The following is a 21,170-nucleotide window of genomic DNA, read 5'->3' as shown; positions in this document are numbered from 1 at the left end:
TAAGTCCCCCTAGCCCATCCAGTGCTCTACCCCCTGAGGTATTCATCCGAGGCGATACCTAAATATCTTTCGCGGAGAACCAGCTATTTCCCAGTTTGATTGGCCTTTCACCCCTAACCACAAGTCATCGGAGCCTTTTTCAACAGGCACCCGTTCGGTCCTCCAGTGAGTGTTACCTCACCTTCAACCTGCTCATGGCTAGATCACTAGGTTTCGGGTCTAATACAACGAACTTGGCGCCCTATTCAGACTCGCTTTCGCTACGCCTTCGCCTATCGGCTTAAGCTTGCTCGTTAAATTAAGTCGCTGGCCCATAATACAAAAGGTACGATGTCACCCAGAACGAATCTTGGGCTCCATCTGTTTGTAGGTGTCCGGTTTCAGGTCTATTTCACTCCCCTCGTCGGGGTGCTTTTCACCTTTCCCTCACGGTACTGGTTCACTATCGGTCGCTGAGGAGTACTTAGGCTTGGAGGGTGGTCCCCCCGTGTTCAGACAGGATTGCACGTGTCCCGCCTTACTCGTGGATACATCATCGCATTACTCGTACGGGGCTATCACCCTCTGAGGCCCAGCTTTCCTGACTGGTTCCGATTGTCTTTGATGTATCACTGGCCTGGTCCGCGTTCGCTCGCCACTACTAACGGAGTCTCTGTTGATGTCCTTTCCTCCAGGTACTTAGATGTTTCAGTTCCCTGGGTTTGCTTGAAACCTCCTATGTATTCAGAAGTCTCATACCTTCTCTTGATAACCGGAAATCCAAAACCTCACGGTCATGGTCCCGATCATTTCTGGTCGAACACCAAGACACAAGGTCTTGGAGTTCCGGCTATCGAAGGTGGGTTTCCCCATTCGGAAATCCGCGGATCAAAGCTTCTTCGCAGCTCCCCACGGCTTATCGCAGCGTAGCACGTCCTTCATCGCCTCTCAGCGCCAAGGCATCCACCGAACACCCTTAAGGCACTTGATTGCTCTCATTATCAATGTCCACACACTCGGCAGAATGTTGTCTGCAGAACTGCCTTGCGGCACGCGCCCTCGATGAACGCTATCTGCAGCCGGACATTGACTAGAAAGACCAGCTTGCTTCGTAAGATCGTTCCGATAGCGAGGCGGTCAAGCTTCGCTAAAAGGATCATTTTACAACTCGCAGCCAACCTTGCGGTCGGACGCGAGCGCCGAAAATGATCCGGAGATAATGAAGGCTCGCGCAGCAATCCGCTACACGACCCAACTCGGATCGATCTCCTCTTTACGATGTCAGAAAACACGCAGTTCACTGTCTATCCAGACTAGTGAATGCGAAGTGATGTTTCGCGGACGACGGTACAAGATCTCGGTGATCAAACCATCTGGTGGAGCCAGACGGGATCGAACCGACGACCTCATGCTTGCAAAGCACGCGCTCTCCCAGCTGAGCTATGGCCCCGTAACCAGAAGACGAATGCTCACTCGATGAAAGTGGTGGGCCTGGGAAGACTTGAACTTCCGACCTCACGCTTATCAAGCGCGCGCTCTAACCAACTGAGCTACAAGCCCCTAACGCACATCCCGTTAAGGACCCTGGACCCTGCCGTTGCAGGCCCAGCGCGTGTTCGTCCGCGAAGAAAGAGAAACGAAGACGGCGAAATCCCGCCAATGCAGCTCAACGATCTGGCGATCTGTTGGCCACTGATGTTTCTAAAACGATCCGATAGTGAGCGTGAGCTCGCTGAAGGATCATCCTTAGAAAGGAGGTGATCCAGCCGCAGGTTCCCCTACGGCTACCTTGTTACGACTTCACCCCAGTCGCTGACCCTACCGTGGCCGGCTGCCTCCCTTGCGGGTTAGCGCACCGTCTTCAGGTAAAACCAACTCCCATGGTGTGACGGGCGGTGTGTACAAGGCCCGGGAACGTATTCACCGTGGCGTGCTGATCCACGATTACTAGCGATTCCAACTTCATGGGCTCGAGTTGCAGAGCCCAATCCGAACTGAGACGGCTTTTTGAGATTTGCTAGGGGTTACCCCTTCGCATCCCATTGTCACCGCCATTGTAGCACGTGTGTAGCCCAGCCCGTAAGGGCCATGAGGACTTGACGTCATCCCCACCTTCCTCGCGGCTTATCACCGGCAGTCTCCTTAGAGTGCTCAACTAAATGGTAGCAACTAAGGACGGGGGTTGCGCTCGTTGCGGGACTTAACCCAACATCTCACGACACGAGCTGACGACAGCCATGCAGCACCTGTGTTCCAGGCTCCGAAGAGAAGGTCACGTCTCTGCGACCGGTCCTGGACATGTCAAGGGCTGGTAAGGTTCTGCGCGTTGCGTCGAATTAAACCACATGCTCCACCGCTTGTGCGGGCCCCCGTCAATTCCTTTGAGTTTTAATCTTGCGACCGTACTCCCCAGGCGGAATGCTTAAAGCGTTAGCTGCGCCACTAGTGAGTAAACCCACTAACGGCTGGCATTCATCGTTTACGGCGTGGACTACCAGGGTATCTAATCCTGTTTGCTCCCCACGCTTTCGTGCCTCAGCGTCAGTACCGGGCCAGTGAGCCGCCTTCGCCACTGGTGTTCTTGCGAATATCTACGAATTTCACCTCTACACTCGCAGTTCCACTCACCTCTCCCGGACTCAAGATCTTCAGTATCAAAGGCAGTTCTGGAGTTGAGCTCCAGGATTTCACCCCTGACTTAAAGACCCGCCTACGCACCCTTTACGCCCAGTGATTCCGAGCAACGCTAGCCCCCTTCGTATTACCGCGGCTGCTGGCACGAAGTTAGCCGGGGCTTATTCTTGCGGTACCGTCATTATCTTCCCGCACAAAAGAGCTTTACAACCCTAGGGCCTTCATCACTCACGCGGCATGGCTGGATCAGGGTTGCCCCCATTGTCCAATATTCCCCACTGCTGCCTCCCGTAGGAGTTTGGGCCGTGTCTCAGTCCCAATGTGGCTGATCATCCTCTCAGACCAGCTACTGATCGTCGCCTTGGTAGGCCATTACCCTACCAACTAGCTAATCAGACGCGGGCCGATCTTTCGGCGATAAATCTTTCCCCGTAAGGGCTTATCCGGTATTAGCACAAGTTTCCCTGTGTTGTTCCGAACCAAAAGGTACGTTCCCACGCGTTACTCACCCGTCTGCCGCTGACGTATTGCTACGCCCGCTCGACTTGCATGTGTTAAGCCTGCCGCCAGCGTTCGCTCTGAGCCAGGATCAAACTCTCAAGTTGGACTTGAACTTTGAACCGGCTGATCACAACGTTTGACGAGGTCCCACCATTTTTCGACGACCGAAATCGCCGAGCTGCCTACGATTCACATCGCTGGCAGCGATGGTGTTTCCTTTGAAACGTGTACCGCCGAAGTCTTTCGTCCGGTCTCGATCAGAAAAGCCGAAGCTTTTCAGAAGCGAGACCCGCAAGGACTCCGCCGTCCACGTTTCTCTTTCTTCATCTTCACTTGTCAAACAGCCCGGGACCGGAGAGGCCCCAACCTTCCTGAGAGGAAGGGTTCCGACACCCTTACCGACGATGGATGAACTCCAACCGACTGGTGTCGGCTGTTGTGTCACTCAACGAGGTGAGGAGCATCAGTTGCGCGTTCGCTCGCCTTGGTCAGTGACCCGGCGGCGCCGCGCTCAGTGGTTGGGGTTATAGGCCCCGCCTTCCGGGCTGTCAACGCCAATCGTCAACAAATCGTCGCACAGTGGATCATGGAAAAAATTCCAGCGATTCCAGTCGATTAGGAGGCCAACGGGTGCATCGGGCGGCCCCGCACGGTAAAAAATCTCAAAAAAAGTTTGCGCCCCCAGGGGCTCCTGAGGGGCTCCGAAGGCGGTCCTGGGCGCCCCTCCCGGGCGGCCCCAGGCGCCCCGCCGTTCAGGAAACTTTTTCCATATTAGGCGCCGTACTTGAGCCACAATCCCGCGGCGTTCTGATAAGAGACAAGCTTGAATCGCGGGGTGCCAGTGGGGGCTGCCGCGATTTTCGTAGGGTCAGAGGAAGGCAATCATACGATGAGGCGGCCTTCTTCCGACATTCGAGAGACTTCGAGAGACCTTCACCCGTCCAGCTGTTCGTAATTTCGGCCGGCCCCACCTAGAGGGGCTTTCTGAACGCGGGCGCCGTGCGGCTTGCCTTTTCCGGCGATCCCCCTGCAAGAGGGCGGCCGGAACGGGGTTCGAAATCGGGCATCTTGGGTCGTTGATTGGGGGACTTGGGTTGAACCACAGGACGTCACGCGGCGCTTACGGGCGTGAGACCGGGATCATCGATCTCGGCCACGAGCCGCCGCTGTCCGTCGATGGTTCGGAAGCCGCCGTCATCGATCGCCGCCGGGTCTCGGTGCAATGGTTCAGCGGTACAATTCTGACCGGACTCTGCGGCGCAGCCCTGATCGGCGGCGCCGTTTTCGCGTCGCTCGACGGCGAGATGACCTTCGCCAAAGTGCCCGAGCGCGTTGAAGGCGCGCTGCGTGGTGCGTTCGGCGCGGCCGATCGCGCCGCCACGCTGCACAAGAGCGACCGCCTGCCGCCGCCGAGCGAATCCACGGCCTCGCGCAACATCGTGCGCGTCTCGACCGTCGCCCGCGTCGGCAACCGCGACGTGATGCGGGTGCGCCCCTTCGTCCGGATCGCCGGCAACCTTTCGATGACGACGAGCGACCTGTCGGCGAAGATCCCGCCGTTCAACGCCCAGCGTCTGCTCACCGACGTCGGCTCCGATCCGAAGACCGCCGCCGACGATCCTAACAATCCCGAAGCCGTCGAGCCCGACGCCGAGGTCTCCTTCGTGACCAAGGACCTGTCGCCGGTGCTGCCGAAGGCGAAGATTTCCGCCGTGGTGGCGCTCGACGACATCCTGATGCGGGTGCGCGATGCCGCCAACTGGCGCGGCAATGGCGGCGTGCGCTACGCCTCGCTCGCCAATGCCACCGCCGACGTCTCCGGCGCGACCGGCCCGTCCGACATCCGAAGCGCCTACGCCCCGGAAACGTCGTCGTCCGATCCCTATGCCGGCTTCGAGACGCGCGTGGTGCCGGAAAACGTCACGCTGCTGCCGAAGACCAAGGAACAGATCACCGGCGGCAATCCCAGCGGCGAACGCGTCCACTTGGTCAAGAAGGGCGACAGCGTCGGCTCCGTGCTGCGCGATCTCGGCGCCACCGCCGAGGAGATCAAGGCGATCACCGCAACGCTTGGCCCCCGCGGCCGCGACGGCGGCCTGAAGGAAGGCGAGAAGCTCCGCATCCTGATGGCGCCTGCGAGCCCCGGCGCCCGTCTCCAGCCCTATCGCGTCGTGGTTGCAAACGACACCATGGTCGAGGCGATCGCGGCACTGTCCGACCTCGGCAAATACGTCGCGGTCGACGTCTCCAGCATGAACACCGTCGCCGACGCCACGGCCAACGCCAACAGCGACGACGATGACGACGATGACGGCACCGGGGTGCGGCTCTACCAGAGCATCTATGAGACCGCGATGCGCAACAAGGTCCCGATGCCGGTCATCGAGGACATGATCAAGATCTACTCCTACGACGTGGATTTCCAGCGCAAGGTGCAGCCGGGCGATTCCTTCGACGTGTTCTACGCCGGCGAGGACGAAGGCGTGACGTCGAGCGAAAAGAACGACGTGCTGTTCGCCTCGCTCACGGTCGGCGGCGAGACCAAGAAATACTACCGCTATCAGAGCCCCGACGACGGCGTCGTCGACTACTACGACGAGGGCGGCAAGAGCGCGAAGAAGTTCCTGGTCAGGAAACCTGTCAACAACGCCATCATGCGCTCCGGCTTCGGCGGCCGCCGCCATCCGATCCTCGGCTATGTGAAGATGCACACCGGCGTCGACTGGGCCACCGCCTACGGCACGCCGATCTTCGCCTCCGGCAACGGCGTGATCGAAAAGATCGGCACTGAGGGCGGCTACGGCAAGTATGTCCGCATCAAGCACAATAACGGCTATGAGACGGCCTACGGCCACATGTCGGCCTACGCCAAGGGCATGGAAGCCGGCAAGAAGGTCCGCCAGGGCCAGGTCATCGGCTTCGTCGGCTCGACCGGCGCGTCGACCGGCCCGCACGTGCACTACGAAATCCTGGTGAACGGCCGCTTCGTCGATCCGCTGCGTGTGAAATTGCCACGCGGCCGCTCGCTGGAAGGCCCCATGCTGGCGGGCTTCGAGAAGGAGCGCGACCGGCTCGACACCATGATGAGCGGCCGCGGCGGCTCCATCGCCCGCATGTCGGACGCGACCGGCGGCCCGCTGCAGGTCACCAACCGGTAATTTCCCCGCGATTCCGCCCGTTCCCCGGCCGGATCCCTTCTCCTCCTGGCTTCACGGAACCGATCGGCAGCGTCCCGATTGATTGGCGCGACCAGTCTTTTGCCGTTGAGCCAGAGGAGGACCGCCATGCAGCAACTCTCTCGCGACGACGTCACCAAGGCCGTTGGCAGCGTGGACGACGTGACAATTGCAGAGATCATCGGAACCGGCGCTACCGTCGAGGAACTCGCGGAAGCCCAGGCTTGGCTCGCCAATGACGAGCCCATGATCAACGATCTGCGTCCGCTGGCGCAGGGCCGCGTCCGCGCGCTCGTGGACATCCTGTCGGAGCTCGAACAGGACGGCGAGGAGGAAGGCCCCGCCTCGCCCGGCACGATGTCTCCGGCCAGCTAGCAAAGTAGGCCTGAAAAACAATTCGCCCCGGAGAGGACGACTCTCCGGGGCGATTTTCTAGCGGCGGGTACCGGCGATCAGTTCAGCTTGCGCTTCGACACCGGCGCCTCGAACTGTGCGATCTCCGCGGTCTGCGGCGCCTTGCCGTTGAAGGTCAGCACGTTGCCTTCGGAGGAGATCGCGACGCTGTCCCCGTCCCTGACGTCGCCGCCGAGGATCATCTCGGCGAGCGGGTCCTGGAGATAGCGCTGGATCACCCGCTTCAGCGGCCGTGCGCCGTAGGCGGGATCCCAGCCCTTGGCGGCGAGCCAGTCGCGCCCCGCGGCATCGAGCGTCAGCACGATCTTGCGATCGGTCAGGAGCTTCTGCAGCCGCGCGAACTGGATCTCGACGATCCGGCCCATCTCGCTTCGTTGCAAGCGGTGGAACAGGATGATCTCGTCGACGCGGTTGAGGAATTCGGGACGGAAATGCGCCCGCACCGTTCCCATCACCTGCTCACGCACGGCTGAGGTGTCTTCGCCCTCGGGTTGATTCACCAAAAACTCCGAACCGAGGTTCGAGGTCATGATGATCAGCGTGTTGCGGAAATCGACGGTGCGTCCCTGGCCATCGGTCAGACGGCCATCGTCGAGCACTTGCAACAGGACGTTGAAGACGTCGGGATGCGCTTTCTCGATCTCGTCGAACAGCACCACCTGATAAGGCCGGCGCCGCACCGCTTCGGTGAGCGCACCGCCCTCGTCATAGCCGACATAGCCCGGAGGCGCGCCGATCAGCCGCGAGACCGAATGCTTCTCCATGTACTCGGACATGTCGAGGCGCACCATCGCGGTCTCGTCGTTGAACAGGTACTCGGCGAGCGCCTTGGTCAGCTCGGTCTTGCCGACGCCAGTCGGCCCCAGGAACATGAACGAGCCGGTGGGCCGGTTCGGGTCTTGCAGGCCCGCACGCGAACGGCGCACGGCGGTTGCGACCGCACGCACGGCCTCGGCCTGGCCGACGACGCGCTGTCCGAGCTGCTCCTCCATCTTGAGGAGCTTCTCCTTCTCGCCTTCCAGCATCTTGTCGACGGGCACGCCGGTCCAGCGCGAGACCACCTGCGCGATGTGGCTGGCGGTGACCGCCTCCTCCATCATCTCGCCGGAGTTCTCCTTCGCCTCGATATCGGCGAGCTTCTTCTCCAGCTCCGGGATCCTTCCATAAGCCAGCTCGCCGGCCTTCTGGAATTCGCCGCGCCGCTGCGCGTTAGCGAGTTCGACGCGCAAGCCGTCCAGCTCCGCCTTCAGCTTCTGGGCGTTGGAGAGCTTGTTTTTCTCCGCGCTCCAGCGTGAGGTGAGCGCCGCCGACTTCTCTTCGAGCTCGGCCAGCTCCTTCTCGAGCGCTTCGAGACGGGTCTTGGAGCCGGGATCGCTTTCCTTCTTCAGGGCCTCCTGCTCAATCTTGAGCCGGATGATCTCGCGGTCCAGCGAATCCAGCTCCTCCGGCTTGGAATCGACCTGCATCTTCAGCCGCGCCGCGGCCTCGTCCATCAGGTCGATCGCCTTGTCGGGCAGGAAGCGGTCGGTGATGTAGCGGTTGGACAGCGTCGCGGAGGCAACAAGCGCGGAATCGGTGATCCGCACGCCGTGATGCTGCTCGTACTTGTCCTTCAGGCCGCGCAGGATCGAGATGGTGTCCTCGACCGAGGGCTCGCTGACGAAGATCGGCTGGAAGCGACGCGCCAGCGCGGCATCCTTCTCGACATGCTTCTGGTACTCGTCGAGCGTGGTCGCGCCGATACAATGCAGCTCGCCGCGGGCGAGCGCGGGCTTGAGCAGGTTGGAGGCGTCCATCGCGCCGTCAGCCTTGCCGGCGCCGATCAGCGTGTGCATCTCGTCGATGAACAGGATGAAATTGCCCTCGCTCGCGGTCACCTCCTGGAGCACGGCCTTCAGCCGCTCCTCGAACTCACCGCGGTATTTTGCACCGGCGATCAGCGCACCGAGGTCGAGCGACAGCAGCTTCTTGTCCTTCAGTCCCTCCGGCACGTCGCCGTTGACGATGCGCAGCGCGAGCCCTTCGGCGATGGCGGTCTTGCCGACGCCGGGCTCACCGATCAGGACGGGGTTGTTCTTGGTTCGGCGCGACAGCACCTGGATGGTGCGGCGGATCTCCTCGTCGCGGCCGATGACCGGGTCGAGCTTGCCGTCGCGCGCAGCCTGGGTCAGGTCGCGGGCATATTTCTTCAGCGCGTCATAGGCGTTCTCGGCGGTCGCAGAGTCCGCCGTGCGGCCCTTGCGCAGCGCCTCGATCGCAGCGTTGAGATTTTGCGGGGTGACACCGCCCTTGGCGAGAATGCTACCTGCCTCGCTGGTCTTCTCCAGCGTGAGACCGAGCAGCAGCCGCTCGACGGTGACGAAGCTGTCACCGGCCTTCTCGCCGGCCTTTTCGGCGGCATCAAAGGTCCGGGCGAGCTCGGGCGCGAGATAGATCTGCCCAGCGCCACCGCCACTGACCTTCGGCACCTTGTTCAGGGCGTCCTCGGTCGCCTTCAGGATTGCACGGGAATTGCCGCCAGCGCGGTCGATCAGACCCGCAGCGAGCCCCTCATTGTCGTCCAGCAGGACCTTCAGCACATGCAGGGTGGAAAACTGCTGGTGCCCCTCGCGCACCGCGAGCGACTGCGCGGACTGGATGAAGCCCCTGGAGCGTTCGGTATACTTCTCGATGTTCATTTCTTTTCTGTCCCTCGGCCTGCCCCTGGGGCCCTCTAAGGCACCCCAAACGGCATCTTCACTGGGTTTCCGCTGACCGCGTTGACGTTCCTCAACCGGCAGCGGTCGTTATCAGCCGGCGCTGGCGCCGGCCTGACCCAGATGTGGGAAGCGTGCCCCCGGATCGAAAGAGGCGACTTCACAATTTCGTGCGCCGATCCGCCAGCTTGGCGGGGCGCGGTCGAATCCCTTAAGTAGCGGCATGACAGCCAACCAGACCGCCGAGATCACCGGCCTCTACCGCTATCCAATCAAGGGCCTGACGCCGGAGAGCCTGTCCCGGGTGCCTTTGCGGGTCGGCCAGACCCTACCCGCCGACCGCCGCTATGCCATCGAGAACGGCCCGAGCGGGTTCGACCCTGAAGCCCCCGAGTGGAAGCCGAAAATCCAGTTTCTGATGCTGGCGCGCAATGAGCGGCTGGCGTCGCTCGACAGCCGTTTCGAGGACGCGACCAACCGCCTGACCATCCGCAAGGACGGCCAGATCGTCGCCAGGGGCGATCTCGAGACCGCCGCCGGGCGGGCCGCCATCGAGAGCTACTTCACCGAGAATTTCCAACCGGAGCTGAACGGGCCGCCCAAGGTCCTGTCCGGCCGCGAACACAGCTTTTCCGACGTCGCCCGCAAGGTCGTATCCATCATCAATCTCGACAGCGTCCGCGCCATCGAGACCATGCTCGGCGGCACTGCCGTGCATCCGCTGCGCTTCCGCGCCAATCTCTATGTGAAGGGCTGGCCGGCCTGGTCGGAGCTCGACCTCGTCGGCCAAACGCTCGCGATCGGGCAAGCCCGGCTGAAAGTGGTCAAGCGCATCGTCCGCTGCCCGGCCACCAATGTCGACCCGGTGACCGCCGCGCGCGACCTCGAAATCCCACCGACGCTCTCGCGCCATCTCGGCCACATGGATTGCGGCATCTATGCCGAGGTGATCGAAGGTGGCGAGATCGGCGTGGGGGATGCGGTCGCGGTGGAACAGCCGAAGCTGATGTGAGCTAGTACCGCTGCCGTAGGGTGGGCAAAGGCGCTCTTGCGCCGTGCCCACCATTTTATCGAACGGACGGAAGTGGTGGGCACGCTTCGCTTTGCCCACCCTACGGCACTCCCGCTACGGCTCCGTCGTTAGTTCGGCATCACATACGCATAGATGCGGCCGCGCGAGACCGGCGCTTCGCGGACGCGATTGCCGTTGTTGCCGGAGATCATGATCGGATTGCCTTGCGCGTCGATGCCGGTGATGATGCCGACATGGCCGCCGCGGCGACCGCGCGACATCACCGCGATGGCGCCGACCTGCGGACCGGAGACACGGGTGCCGTACCGCGCGAACGAGCTCGCCATGTCGGAGCCGGTGCCGCGATGGCCGGTATGCTCCAGCACCATGTTCATGAAGCGCGCGCACCACAGGCTGCCGCGTCCCGTCGGGTTGCCGCCGAGATGGCGGCGCGCCTCGGACACGAGGCCCGATCCGCCACTGAGGCCGCCACCGCTCATGGCGTTGCTGGCCATGCCGCCGCCGTTGGCGTTCGGATCATAGCTGGCCTTCGTGTCGGCAAAGCCGCTCGCCTGCAACTGCGCCGCGCTGCGCTCGAAGCGCGAGCTGCGGGCATGGTGGCGATAATGATGATGTCTGGCATGGTGCACGTAACCGTGCCGCTCTGCGCTATGACGATGGTGTGGCCGCGCTGAGGCCGGAGAAACGAACGCGGCAACCGCCGCGAAGAAGAACGCCAGCGCGACAACACAACGCGACAGGCGGTACGCAAACAACTCAACCATTCTTCATCCTTAGTTACACCCCCACTTCCCGTCGGCCTGTGCGGTGGCCGACATCCGCCGGGCCGTAAAGCTTCCGGATGTGGCGAGAAAAAGACTGCCGCGTCGGCGAATGGCTGCGATGATTTTGCATTGGAGCTGGTCTGAGGCTGCCGCATTGCGGACAACACCATTAACTGCGATCCTTCGCGCGCGGCTTGAACAGAGGGAAACAGTTAATGCCCCACGCCACGACCAGGGATGACGTCCGCATCTATTTCGAGGAAGCGGGCCAGGGAACGCCGATTATTTTTCTGCACGAATTCGCGGCCGACTACACCAATTGGGAGCCGCAGATGCGCTACTTCTCGCGCGGCCACCGCTGCATCACCTATTCCGCGCGCGGCTACACGCCGTCCGACGTGCCCGATGGCGAGGTCTACACCTACACGCACTTCTACACCGACGCGCTCGCGGTGCTCGATCATCTCGGAATCGAGCGCGCGCATCTCGTCGGGCTCTCGATGGGCGCCTATTCGTCGCTCCAGATCGGACTGAACGCGCCGCATCGCGCGCTGTCGATGACGCTCGCCGGCGTCGGCTCCGGCTCGGAGCTCGAAAATCTCGACGCCTGGCGCAAGCAGTGCCGCGCCAATGCCGAGCAGTTCGAGACGCTGGGCTCCGCGGAGGTCGCCAAAGTCACGCGCGAGGCGCCGAGCCGGATACCCTTCCTGGTCAAGGACCCGCGCGGCCACGCCGATTTCTACACCGCGCTGGCGCGCCACGATTCAAGGGGATCGGCGCGCACGATGCGCGGCTTCCAGGGTGGCCGCCCCTCGATCTACACGCTGACGGATGCGATCAGAGCCGCGACAACGCCGGCACTGATCATCTGCGGCGACGAGGACGATCCGTGCGTCGGTGCGAGCCTGTTTTTGAAGAAACATCTGCCGGCTGCCGGCCTCGCGATGTTTCCCAAGTCCGGCCACGTGCTCAATCTCGAAGAGCCCGCAGTGTTCAACGAGAGCGTGGAGCGGTTCGTGACGCTGGTGGAAGCGGGACGATGGCCGGTGCGTGATCCAAGGTCGCTGGCGGCGCATTAGAGCCGCGACATCGCCACACGCTCCGTCATTGCGAGGAGCTCTTGCGACGAAGCAATCCAGACTGCCTCCGCAGAAAGATCCTGGATTGCTTCGCTGCGCTCGCAATGACGGAGAAACTATTTCCGCCCGCCGCGGCTGAGCAGAAACACGCCCTGCTCGCCGAACATGTTCCACACCCACCATGGCAACCGCAGCCGCAGCGGACGACCGTAGAGGTCGAGCGCCTCGGCGCGCTCCATCTTGACGCCGATCGCGTCGCAGAGCTCGACGAAATCCTTGATGGTGCAGAAATGGATGTTGGCGGTGTCGTACCAGGTCGCGGGCAAATTCTCCGTGCGTGGCATGTGGCCGCCGATCAGGAGCTGGAGCCGCATCTTCCAGAAGCCGAAATTCGGGAACGACACGACGGCGCGGCGGCCGATGCGCAGCAAATTCTCCAGCACCACGCGCGGCTGCCGCGTCGCCTGCAGCGTCTGCGACAGGATCACGTAGTCGAAGGCGTCGTCGGGATAATTGACGAGGTCGGTGTCGGCGTCGCCCTGCACCACCGCGAGGCCCTTGGCGACGCAGCGGTTGACGCCCTCACGCGACAATTCGATGCCGCGGCCGTCGATGCCGCGCGTCTCCAGCAGCTGAAGCAGGTCGCCGTCGCCACAGCCGACGTCGAGCACTTTGGAGCCGGGCTTGACCATCTCGGCGACCAGCAGATGGTCGGCGCGGAAATGAGCGGATTGCTCCGCGGTGAAACCGTTCAGCGGCAGCACTTCCTGTACAGACATCGCGAGCGGTCCTTGTCAGTCGTTCTTGCCGGTCAGCCCGCGCGCCTTGCCCGCCGATTGCAGGAAGGCGCGGGAGATGTCGAAGAATTCGGGCACGTCGAGAAGGAAGGCGTCATGGCCGCGATCGGTTTCGATCTCGGCGAACGACACCCGCGCGCTCGACGCGTTCAGCGCATGCACCAGCGCGCGCGATTCCGAGGTCGGAAACAGCCAGTCGCTGGTGAAGGACACCACGCAGAATCGGGTCTGTATGCCGGCAAACGCTTTCGCCAGCACGCCGCCGTGATCGGCGGCGATGTCGAAATAATCCATCGCGCGGGTCAGGTAGAGATAGGAGTTGGCGTCGAAGCGCTCGACGAAGGAGGAGCCCTGGTAGCGCAGATAGGACTCGACCTGGAAGTCGGCGTCGAACGAGAAAGTCGGCAGCTCGCGATCCTGCATGCGCCGGCCGAATTTCCGGTGCAGAGCAGCGTCTGACAGATAAGTGATGTGCGCGGCCATGCGCGCGACCGCGAGGCCGCGATGCGGATGAAGGCCGCGATCGGCATAGCCGCCATTGTGCCAGTCGGGGTCGGCCATAACGGCCTGGCGGCCGAGCTCGTGGAAGGCGATGTTCTGCGCCGAGTGCCGCGTCGAACAGGCGATCGCGAGCGCAGAGAACACGCGGGCAGGATAGGCCGCGGTCCATTGCAGCACCTGCATCCCGCCCATCGAGCCGCCGACCACAGCGAACAGCGTGTCGATGCCGAGCCGGTCGATCAGCATCGCCTGCGCGCGCACCATGTCTGGGATGGTGATCACAGGAAAGTCCAGCCCCCACACCTTGCCGGTGGCGGGATTGATCGAGGCCGGCCCCGTCGAGCCCATGCAGCCGCCGATCACGTTGGAGCAGATGATGAAGTAGCGGCTGGGATCAATGGGCCGGCCCGGGCCGACCAAGGTGTCCCACCAGCCGGGCTTGCCGGTGACGGGGTGCAGATTGGCGACGTGCTGGTCGCCGGTCAGCGCATGGCAGATCAGAACGGCGTTGGAGCGATCGGCATTGAGCTCGCCATAGGTCTGGTAGGCGATCTGGAACGGCGCCAGATCGACGCCGCAATCGAGCCGCAGCGGCTGGTCTGCGCCAAAACGCGCGACCTGCGAACTCGGGTGATCGACCTCGTGCGAGCGCTCATCGGCGCTGATCGCAGGACTCGGAATCGACTTGACGCTACCCATCTGACCATCGACCTCGTTTGCGATCGGACTTCAGACCGCCACTTGCATCAGGCCATGAAAAACCCGGCCTGAACGATAGGTTCGGCCGGGATCGGAAGCGTCCCCGGCCTGTTTAGCGAGTTTTTTAACGTGGCTGCAAGCCGGCCGGCTCAAATGACCACGGAACAGGCAAAACCTACTGTCTTGGGCGGTTTTCGTCAAGTCGCGGCCCGGATTAACCAAAATCGTCCTTGAAACGCTCGGCGAAAAGGTCGTCATTTCTCTTTGCTTTCGCCGCCCTGACTGCCTAATCAGGACATCGACCGCAGCGGAATCCGGCTTGCCCATCCCGCATTGGAACGCCTCTCAACAGCACTGAACCCATCTGGCAGATATGTCCCAACGTCCGCCCGCGCCACCATCGCTCCAGGAATTACGCAAGGAGATCGACGCGATCGACGCGGACATGCATCGCCTGCTGATGCAGCGCGGCGACATCATCGACCGCCTGATCCAGGTGAAGCAGACCCAGGAGGTCGGCTCGGCGTTCCGGCCCGCACGCGAGGCCTCGATGATGCGCGAGATCGTGCAGCGGCATCGCGGCATCCTGCCGCTCGACACGGTCGAGAGCATCTGGCGCGTCATCATTTCCACCTTCACCTATGTCCAGGCGCCGTTCTCCGTGCATGCCGACATCTCGGTGAGCGAGCCGGCGATGCGCGATTCCGTGCGCTTCCATTTCGGCTTCACGGTTCCTTACGTCGCGCATTTCAGCGCGCAGGCTGCGGTCGAGGCGGTGGCGAAATCCAAGGGCGATCTGGCGCTGGTCTCGGCGACATCGAGCCGCACGCCGTGGTGGCTGGAGCTGGAAGCGCGGAGCGCGCCAAAGATCATTGCGCGCATGCCCTTCGTCGAGCGTGCCGACCATCCGGCGTCGCTGCCGGTGTTCGCGATCTCGCGCGTCGCCGACAGCGCCGTGGTGACAGAGGTCGAGACCTTCAGCGTGCGCGTGTCCGGGTGGAACGCCGAGGTCGCGCGCGCGCTGTCGCCGCTCGCCGACATCGTGGCGGTGCCCGATACCGCCTTCGACGGTGCGGCGCTGCTGGTCTCGGTCACATCAGACACCAGCATCGACAAGATCAGGGCTGCCCTGATCGAGGCGGGGGCCTCGGTGCGCTCCACGGCCCTCGTCGGCAGCCACGCAACGCGCTATACGGTGGCCCCGACCGGGCCGAAATCGTAAGTCACGCGCCCAGCCTATCCGGAGTTGAAGATGTCCCGCCCCGTGCCGAATCCCGGCATTCTCGATATTGCGCCCTACACGCCCGGCAAGAGCCCGGTGCCGGAGCCGGGCCGCAAGGTGTTCAAGCTCTCGGCCAACGAGACCCCGTTCGGACCCTCGCCGAAGGCGATCGAAGCCTTCAAGCGCGTGGCGGATCATCTGGAGGATTATCCGGAAGGCACCTCGCGCGTGCTGCGCGAGGCGATCGGCCGCTCGTTCGGGCTCGACCCCAACCGCATCATCTGCGGCGCTGGCTCGGACGAGATCCTCAACCTGCTCGCCCACACCTATCTCAGCCAGGGCGACGAGGCGATCTCGACCACCCACGGGTTCCTGGTCTACCCGATCGCGACCATGGCGGTGGGCGCCAAGAACGTCGTCGCGCAGGAGACCAACCTTACCTGCAACGTCGACGCCATCCTCAAGGCGGTGACGCCGAAGACGAAGCTGGTCTGGCTCGCCAACCCCAACAACCCGACCGGCACCTATGTGCCGTTCGACGAGGTCAAGCGGCTGCGCGCCGGCCTGCCGTCGCACGTGCTGCTGGTGCTGGATGCCGCCTATTCCGACTATGTCTCGCGCAACGATTACGAGATGGGAATCGAGCTGGTCGCCACCACCGAGAACACGGTGGTGACGCACACCTTCTCCAAGATCCACGGGCTTGCCGCGCTGCGCATCGGCTGGATGTTCGGCCCCGAGCACATCATCGACGCCGTCAACCGCATCCGCGGGCCGTTCAACGTGTCGACGCCGGCGATGTACGCCGCGGTCGCCGCCATTGAAGACACCGCGCACCAGGCGATGTCGAAGCAGTTCACCGAGACCTGGCGCAACTGGCTGACCGAAGAGATCGGCAAGCTCGGACTGAAGGTGACGCCGAGTGTCGCCAATTTCGTGCTGATCCACTTCCCGACCGACGGCAAGACCTCGGACGCGGCCGACGCCTACCTCACCAAGCGCGGCCTCGTGCTGCGCGCGCTGAAGAATTACGGCCTGCCGCATTCGCTGCGCATGACCATCGGCACCGAGGAGGCCAACCGCCTCGTGGTCGACGCCTTGCGCGACTTCATGGCCGGCAAATGAGCGCGACACCACACTTCCAGCGCGTCGCGCTGATCGGCTTCGGCCTGATCGGCGGCTCGATCGCGCGCGCTGCGAAGCTCCAGGGCCTGGCAGGCGAGATCGTCACCACCGCGCGCTCGGAGAAGACGCGCGCGCGGGTGATGGAGCTCGGCATCGTCGACCACGTCGTGGCGACCAATGCGGAGGCGGTGAAGGACGCCGATCTCGTCATCCTCTGCATTCCCGTCGGCGCCTGCGGCGAGGTGGCAAAGGAGATCGCCGATCATCTGAAGCCCGGTGCTATTATCTCCGACGTCGGCTCGGTGAAGGGCGCGGTGGTCAGGGACATGGCGCCGCATCTGCCGAAGACCGTCCATTTCGTGCCGGCGCATCCCGTCGCGGGCACCGAGCATTCGGGCCCGGATTCCGGCTTCGCCGAGCTCTTCATCAACCGCTGGTGCATTTTGACGCCGCCGGAGGGCGTCGATGCGGCGGCGACCGATCGGCTGCGCGCGTTCTGGGCGGCGATGGGCGCCAAGGTCGAGGTGATGACGCCGGATCATCATGATCTCGTGCTCGCCATCACCAGCCACCTGCCGCATCTGATCGCCTACACCATCGTCGGCACCGCCGACGAGCTCGCGCAGGTGACGGAGTCAGAGGTGATCAAGTTCTCCGCCGGCGGCTTTCGCGACTTCACCCGCATCGCGGCGTCCGATCCGACGATGTGGCGCGACGTCTTCCTCGCCAACAAGGAAGCCGTGCTGGAGATGCTTGGCACCTTCACCGAGGATCTCGCCAAGCTCACCCGCGCGATCCGACGTGGCGACGGCGAGGCGCTGTTCGACCATTTCACCCGCACCCGCGCCATCCGCCGCGGCATCGTCGAGATCGGCCAGGATTCGGCGGCAGCCGATTTCGGGCGCGAGCACGGGCGGCTCGGCAAGAAGCCATAGCGCGTTTCTCTCCGTCATGGCCGGGCTTGACCCGGCCATCCACGCGCTTCCGCGATTGAACAGAGACGTGGATGCCCGGGACAAGCCCGGGCATGACGACGGAGCGTTTGGCGGGGCGTGCCGTGTTTAATACAGCGGCGGGATCTGGCCGACCTTGATCGGGCCGAGCAGCACGGCGCCATCGACGAATTTCAGCGGGAAGCTGCGCGCCTTCTTGCCTTCCAGCGTGCTCTCGGTGCCGATCGAATTGATTCCGGCGGCAACGCCGGCATTGGCGTTCTGCTTGATCACCTTGCCGAGGCCGGGCACGGCGCGATCAAGCGCACCGAAGAGATTGTTGAGGTCCTGCGACTTCATACCGGGCGCGACACGATCGAGGGTCGCCTGCGGCACGCCCTCTTCCAGCATCTTCTCGATGCCGAGCGCAGGGATGACGCGCTCGAGGCCCGTCACCGTCATCTGCAATTCGCCGTCGAGCCGGCCATTGGCGGAGAGGCCGAGCGTGCCGGCCGCGACCGCGATCATCTCGCCCTGCTGGATGCGCGACTGCACGATCTCGACATGGCCGCCTGCGGCCTGGATCTCGCGGAAGCGCTGCGGCCAGGGCTTTGGCGTGAGGTCGGAAAGGCCGATGATCTTCGCGCGCGTGTCGGCTTCGAACGGCTCGGCGAGCAGGGGGTGAACGCCCTGGATGCTGCCTTGCGCGACGTGGAGCACGGTCTCGATGACAGGATGATCGGGCGTCGATCCGTCCGCCAGGCGCCCGTGCAGCTCGACCTGCTTGGCGCGGGCGAGCGGCACCTGCACGCTGCCGTCGAGCCGGTTGACGCTGGGATCGTCGAACACGATGGAAGCGCGGTCCGGCACCGCCGGCAAGCCGACCACGCTGCTGCGGCCCTTGCTCCAGTTCACCACGAAGGTGTTTTGCGTGATGCCATCGGTCAGCGTCGCCGGCGCGGAGAATTCGGCGATGACATGTCTGGGATCGTAAACCTGGGCGACCACCAGGATATTGTCGAGCTTCGCCGTGAACGGCGTCTTGCTGGCGTTCTGCGACACCAGGGCGACGCTGGCGCCGGAGCACTGCACCTCGAAGCGGAACGGGAAGCCGGCGATCGAGCGCTTGGCGCAATCATAGATGCGGCCGGCCTTGGCCTCCTGCGCGCGCCAGGCGTCGGCGGCCACTTCGGCCTGCGAGGCCGCAAAGAACCAGAAGCCGCTCCACGCGAGGGCGAGGATCAGGAGGAGAACGGGTGCGATGAAAAGGCGCCAACGGGAGCGCCGGCCTGCGGCAACGGTCATATCGGACATGCGGCGACCCTTTGGCCCCAGATTTTGTCAAATGTAAGCGAGGTCCGGTCCCGCCGAAAGGCTGAGAATCCGCTTCGCTTGGGGGCCCGGTTCTGGTAGCCGTGCCCGAAATGTCGGAAATCACCCTCCCCTCCATCACCACAGCCAAAGGCGACCTCTGGGTGTTCGGCTACGGCTCGCTGATGTGGCGGCCGGGCTTCGAATTCGAGGAGCGCGTCCCGGCGCGGCTGGTCGGCGAGCATCGCGCGCTTTGCGTCTATTCCTTCGTGCATCGTGGCACGCCGGAGAAGCCGGGCCTGGTGCTCGGGCTCGACCGCGGCGGCGCCTGCCGCGGCATTGCCTTCCGCGTCGCCGAGACGAACCGCACCGACGTCGTCGCCTACTTGCGCGCGCGCGAGCAGGTCACCTCGGTCTATCGCGAGGTGATGCGCTCGGTGTGGCTGGAGAACGATGCGCGCCAGCGCGTCCCCGCGCTCGCCTATGTGGTCGACCGCGGCCATGTCCAATATGCCGGCCGGCTGTCGCTCGCCGAGCAGCACCGCCACGTGATCCAGGGCCACGGCCAGTCCGGCGCCAACCGCGACTACGTCACGGCGACGGTGAAGGCGATCGAGGCCGAGGGCTTTCGCGACACGCAATTGCATCAGCTCGCGACCATGCTGCATGGGGAAGCACATTCGCTGCACGCACCCGACGAAGACAGCGAAAGCCGCTAGCTCGCCGACGGCGCATAGCTCGGCGCAGAGCCGATCAGCTGCTCCTGCTCTTTCCGCCCTGCTTCGACGAGGCGGGCGGTCGCGTCTTCGATCGACGTCTGCACGCGGGAGAGAAACTCGTCCTTCGGCAGGCCCGGCGGCAGCGGATCGAGGAACTCCACCACCAGCGTGCCGGGATAGCGCATGAAGGTACGGCGCGGCCAGAACAGGCCAGAATTGAGCGCGATCGGCAGGCAGGCGACGCCGCAGGACGAATAGATCTGCGCAAAGCCGGTCTTGTAATCAGGCGGCGCGCCCGGCGCGCGGCGCGTGCCCTCCGGAAAGATCACGAGCTGGCGGCCGCTGCGCACCGCCTCGCGCGCGCGGCGCGTCATGTCGAGGAGCGCCTTCACGCCGGCATTGCGATCGATCGCGATCATGCCGGTCTTGACCAGGAATTGGCCGAACACCGGGATCTGCATCAGCTGACGCTTGAGGATGAAGATCGGGCGGTTGAAGAAGCCCGGCAGCACGAACGTCTCCCAGAACGACTGGTGCTTCGCCACGATCAGCAGCGGCCCGGCCGGGATCTTCTCCACCCCCCGGAATTCCACCTTGATGTTGCAGACGACGCGCATCAGCACCAGCGTCGCCTTCGCCCACCATTGGGCGACCGTCAGCATGGCGCGCGGCGGCAATGCGAAGGTCGGCAGCGCCACGATCGCAAGGCACACCAGCACGGTGTAGAACAGCACGTTGAACACGAGCGAGCGCAGGAAAATCAGGAACATCGAGGGTCCGATCAATTGGCCTGTGCGGTGGCGGGCCGCTTCGGTTGCTGGCCTTGAGGCTGCTCCGACATCTCGGGCGAAAGGTCAATCCCGAAATCCTCCAGGCGGACCCTGATCTCGGCCGCGACATACTTGACATATTCGGACAGGAGCAGCCGCAAGGTCGAGGCCGAGGTCCACCAGGGCTCCTCGCGCCATTTCTCGCCGACCACCGCGAACGGAATCAGCGTCGTCTCCGGCATCGCATGCGAGAACTCCACCAGCGCGCGTGGCATGTGATAGTTCGAGGTGACCACGATCAGCGACTTGAAGCCGCGCCCTTCGGCCCAGCGCCGCGCCTCCGCCGCGTTGCCGCGGGTCGAGACCGCGGTGCGGTCGAGATCGACACAGCAATGCATGAAGGACTGGTTCTCCGGCAGGGTCCGGGAGATGTCGCTCGCGGTCGAGGTCGGATGCACGCCGGAGATCAGCAGCCGCTGGCCGTAGCCGGCAGCCAGCAGCTCCATCGCGTCCGACACCCGCGAGGAGCCGCCGGTCAGGACCACGATGCCGTCGGCCTTGCGGCTAGGGGCGATCTCGGCGCCCCGTAGTTGCGACAGGAACGCGATGAAGCCCGCCGCCGCGCCGACGAAGGCGAACGCGATCGTCGAGACCAATGCCGCCCGCAGCCAGCCGCGCGGCATTTTCGGCGATCGATCGTCGGCCCTTGAGGTCATGTGATGTCGGTGATCCCTTCCCGAGATGATTTTAAGACGTTTTGAGGCGAAGTGGAGTCCGGTTTCTTCACCCTCTTCCCCTTGTGGGAGAAGGATGAAGAA

Annotated in this window: 15 protein-coding genes, 2 tRNA genes, 2 rRNA genes and 1 riboswitch (1 of these 20 only partly in view); of the genes, 8 read left to right on the top strand and 11 right to left on the bottom strand. The window is 63.6% G+C overall.

Annotation, left to right across the window (positions count from 1 at the left end):
- The 4 genes from AAFG16_RS04700 to AAFG16_RS04685 all read right to left on the bottom strand — a co-directional run.
- Positions 1 to 970 (bottom strand): 23S ribosomal RNA (locus tag AAFG16_RS04700) (it extends 1,876 nt beyond the left edge of the window).
- 383 nt (positions 971 to 1,353) lie between these two features.
- Positions 1,354 to 1,429 (bottom strand) — tRNA-Ala (locus tag AAFG16_RS04695).
- Positions 1,430 to 1,462: 33 nt separating this feature from the next.
- Positions 1,463 to 1,539: transfer RNA gene (locus AAFG16_RS04690), tRNA-Ile, on the bottom strand.
- 190 nt (positions 1,540 to 1,729) lie between these two features.
- Positions 1,730 to 3,218: ribosomal RNA gene (locus AAFG16_RS04685) — 16S ribosomal RNA — on the bottom strand.
- The 16S and 23S rRNA genes sit together here with 2 tRNA genes alongside, the layout of an rRNA operon.
- A 990-nt stretch (positions 3,219 to 4,208) precedes the next feature.
- Here AAFG16_RS04685 and AAFG16_RS04680 point away from each other — a divergent pair.
- A complete protein-coding gene (locus AAFG16_RS04680) occupies positions 4,209 to 6,272 on the top strand; it encodes a M23 family metallopeptidase (protein ID WP_342737669.1) in 2,064 nt (687 codons plus the stop codon).
- 126 nt (positions 6,273 to 6,398) lie between these two features.
- Entirely contained in the window at positions 6,399 to 6,665 is a 267-nt protein-coding gene (locus AAFG16_RS04675) for a hypothetical protein (protein WP_283083724.1), read from the top strand.
- 77 nt (positions 6,666 to 6,742) lie between these two features.
- On the opposite strand, the gene clpB is transcribed toward AAFG16_RS04675, so the two are convergent.
- Positions 6,743 to 9,382, bottom strand: a complete 2,640-nt coding sequence (clpB, locus tag AAFG16_RS04670) for an ATP-dependent chaperone ClpB (protein WP_342737667.1) — start codon at positions 9,380 to 9,382, stop codon at positions 6,743 to 6,745.
- Between the two features lie 241 nt (positions 9,383 to 9,623).
- Here clpB and AAFG16_RS04665 point away from each other — a divergent pair, with 241 nt between their 5' ends.
- Positions 9,624 to 10,412 (top strand): MOSC domain-containing protein, encoded by a 789-nt coding sequence (locus AAFG16_RS04665; protein ID WP_342737665.1) that lies wholly within the window; start codon positions 9,624 to 9,626, stop codon positions 10,410 to 10,412.
- Between the two features lie 128 nt (positions 10,413 to 10,540).
- Here AAFG16_RS04665 and AAFG16_RS04660 read toward each other — a convergent pair whose 3' ends face one another.
- Positions 10,541 to 11,197 carry a TIGR02594 family protein gene (locus AAFG16_RS04660; protein ID WP_342737663.1) on the bottom strand — a complete coding sequence of 219 codons (657 nt, stop codon included), beginning with the start codon at positions 11,195 to 11,197 and terminating at the stop codon, positions 10,541 to 10,543.
- Positions 11,198 to 11,412: 215 nt separating this feature from the next.
- Here AAFG16_RS04660 and AAFG16_RS04655 point away from each other — a divergent pair, with 215 nt between their 5' ends.
- The gene (locus AAFG16_RS04655) at positions 11,413 to 12,276 is read left to right on the top strand and encodes an alpha/beta hydrolase (RefSeq protein WP_342737661.1); all 864 of its coding nucleotides are present in this window, start codon (positions 11,413 to 11,415) and stop codon (positions 12,274 to 12,276) included.
- 116 nt (positions 12,277 to 12,392) lie between these two features.
- Here the strand turns inward: AAFG16_RS04655 and metW are convergent, their stop codons facing one another.
- On the bottom strand, positions 12,393 to 13,055 hold the full coding sequence (gene metW, locus AAFG16_RS04650) for a methionine biosynthesis protein MetW (protein ID WP_283083719.1): 663 nt from the start codon (positions 13,053 to 13,055) through the stop codon (positions 12,393 to 12,395).
- A 15-nt stretch (positions 13,056 to 13,070) separates the two neighbouring features.
- Positions 13,071 to 14,273 carry a homoserine O-acetyltransferase gene (locus tag AAFG16_RS04645; protein ID WP_342737659.1) on the bottom strand — a complete coding sequence of 401 codons (1,203 nt, stop codon included), beginning with the start codon at positions 14,271 to 14,273 and terminating at the stop codon, positions 13,071 to 13,073.
- Positions 14,274 to 14,364: 91 nt separating this feature from the next.
- A riboswitch (SAM riboswitch) is annotated at positions 14,365 to 14,444 on the bottom strand.
- 202 nt (positions 14,445 to 14,646) lie between these two features.
- On the opposite strand from AAFG16_RS04645, the gene AAFG16_RS04640 reads away from it, so the two are divergent.
- From AAFG16_RS04640 to AAFG16_RS04630, 3 genes are read left to right on the top strand one after another with little or no spacing between them, the layout of a single operon-like run.
- A complete protein-coding gene (locus AAFG16_RS04640; RefSeq protein ID WP_342737657.1) occupies positions 14,647 to 15,495 on the top strand; it encodes a chorismate mutase in 849 nt (282 codons plus the stop codon).
- 30 nt (positions 15,496 to 15,525) lie between these two features.
- Positions 15,526 to 16,620 carry a histidinol-phosphate transaminase gene (gene hisC, locus AAFG16_RS04635; protein WP_283083716.1) on the top strand — a complete coding sequence of 365 codons (1,095 nt, stop codon included), beginning with the start codon at positions 15,526 to 15,528 and terminating at the stop codon, positions 16,618 to 16,620.
- Positions 16,617 to 17,555: a prephenate/arogenate dehydrogenase family protein gene (locus AAFG16_RS04630; RefSeq protein ID WP_283083715.1), complete on the top strand. Its 939-nt coding sequence runs from the start codon at positions 16,617 to 16,619 to the stop codon at positions 17,553 to 17,555. The genes hisC and AAFG16_RS04630 overlap by 4 nt, the downstream gene beginning before the upstream one ends.
- Positions 17,556 to 17,681: 126 nt before the next feature.
- On the opposite strand, the gene AAFG16_RS04625 is transcribed toward AAFG16_RS04630, so the two are convergent.
- The gene (locus AAFG16_RS04625; RefSeq protein WP_342737654.1) at positions 17,682 to 18,866 is read right to left on the bottom strand and encodes a DUF2125 domain-containing protein; all 1,185 of its coding nucleotides are present in this window, start codon (positions 18,864 to 18,866) and stop codon (positions 17,682 to 17,684) included.
- A gap of 110 nt (positions 18,867 to 18,976) precedes the next feature.
- Between AAFG16_RS04625 and AAFG16_RS04620 the strand changes: the two genes are divergently transcribed.
- Positions 18,977 to 19,582 carry a gamma-glutamylcyclotransferase gene (locus AAFG16_RS04620; protein WP_283083713.1) on the top strand — a complete coding sequence of 202 codons (606 nt, stop codon included), beginning with the start codon at positions 18,977 to 18,979 and terminating at the stop codon, positions 19,580 to 19,582.
- On the opposite strand, the gene AAFG16_RS04615 is transcribed toward AAFG16_RS04620, so the two are convergent.
- Positions 19,579 to 20,352, bottom strand: a complete 774-nt coding sequence (locus AAFG16_RS04615; protein ID WP_342737651.1) for a lysophospholipid acyltransferase family protein — start codon at positions 20,350 to 20,352, stop codon at positions 19,579 to 19,581. The genes AAFG16_RS04620 and AAFG16_RS04615 overlap by 4 nt on opposite strands.
- Before the next feature lie 11 nt (positions 20,353 to 20,363).
- Positions 20,364 to 21,068, bottom strand: coding sequence for a YdcF family protein (locus AAFG16_RS04610; RefSeq protein ID WP_283083711.1), 705 nt, complete (start codon positions 21,066 to 21,068; stop codon positions 20,364 to 20,366).
- Positions 21,069 to 21,170: the final 102 nt, after the last annotated feature.

Source organism: Bradyrhizobium sp. B117 (assembly GCF_038969555.1).
Taxonomy (GTDB): Bacteria; Pseudomonadota; Alphaproteobacteria; order Rhizobiales; family Xanthobacteraceae; genus Bradyrhizobium.
The sequence above is the reverse complement of the archived record's forward strand: the minus strand, read 5'-3'. Positions and strand labels throughout refer to the sequence as shown.

Excerpts from the sequence above, each read along its gene's own strand:
- AAFG16_RS04610 (WP_283083711.1), bottom strand. The coding sequence starts at position 21,068 with ATGACCTCAAGGGCCGACGATCGATCGCCGAAAATGCCGCGCGGCTGG.
- clpB (WP_342737667.1), bottom strand. The coding sequence starts at position 9,382 with ATGAACATCGAGAAGTATACCGAACGCTCCAGGGGCTTCATCCAGTCC.
- AAFG16_RS04640 (WP_342737657.1), top strand. The coding sequence starts at position 14,647 with ATGTCCCAACGTCCGCCCGCGCCACCATCGCTCCAGGAATTACGCAAG.
- AAFG16_RS04620 (WP_283083713.1), top strand. The coding sequence starts at position 18,977 with ATGTCGGAAATCACCCTCCCCTCCATCACCACAGCCAAAGGCGACCTC.
- AAFG16_RS04660 (WP_342737663.1), bottom strand. The coding sequence starts at position 11,197 with ATGGTTGAGTTGTTTGCGTACCGCCTGTCGCGTTGTGTTGTCGCGCTG.
- metW (WP_283083719.1), bottom strand. The coding sequence starts at position 13,055 with ATGTCTGTACAGGAAGTGCTGCCGCTGAACGGTTTCACCGCGGAGCAA.
- AAFG16_RS04630 (WP_283083715.1), top strand. The coding sequence starts at position 16,617 with ATGAGCGCGACACCACACTTCCAGCGCGTCGCGCTGATCGGCTTCGGC.
- AAFG16_RS04615 (WP_342737651.1), bottom strand. The coding sequence starts at position 20,352 with ATGTTCCTGATTTTCCTGCGCTCGCTCGTGTTCAACGTGCTGTTCTAC.
- AAFG16_RS04665 (WP_342737665.1), top strand. The coding sequence starts at position 9,624 with ATGACAGCCAACCAGACCGCCGAGATCACCGGCCTCTACCGCTATCCA.
- AAFG16_RS04655 (WP_342737661.1), top strand. The coding sequence starts at position 11,413 with ATGCCCCACGCCACGACCAGGGATGACGTCCGCATCTATTTCGAGGAA.
- AAFG16_RS04645 (WP_342737659.1), bottom strand. The coding sequence starts at position 14,273 with ATGGGTAGCGTCAAGTCGATTCCGAGTCCTGCGATCAGCGCCGATGAG.
- AAFG16_RS04625 (WP_342737654.1), bottom strand. The coding sequence starts at position 18,866 with ATGTCCGATATGACCGTTGCCGCAGGCCGGCGCTCCCGTTGGCGCCTT.
- hisC (WP_283083716.1), top strand. The coding sequence starts at position 15,526 with ATGTCCCGCCCCGTGCCGAATCCCGGCATTCTCGATATTGCGCCCTAC.
- AAFG16_RS04675 (WP_283083724.1), top strand. The coding sequence starts at position 6,399 with ATGCAGCAACTCTCTCGCGACGACGTCACCAAGGCCGTTGGCAGCGTG.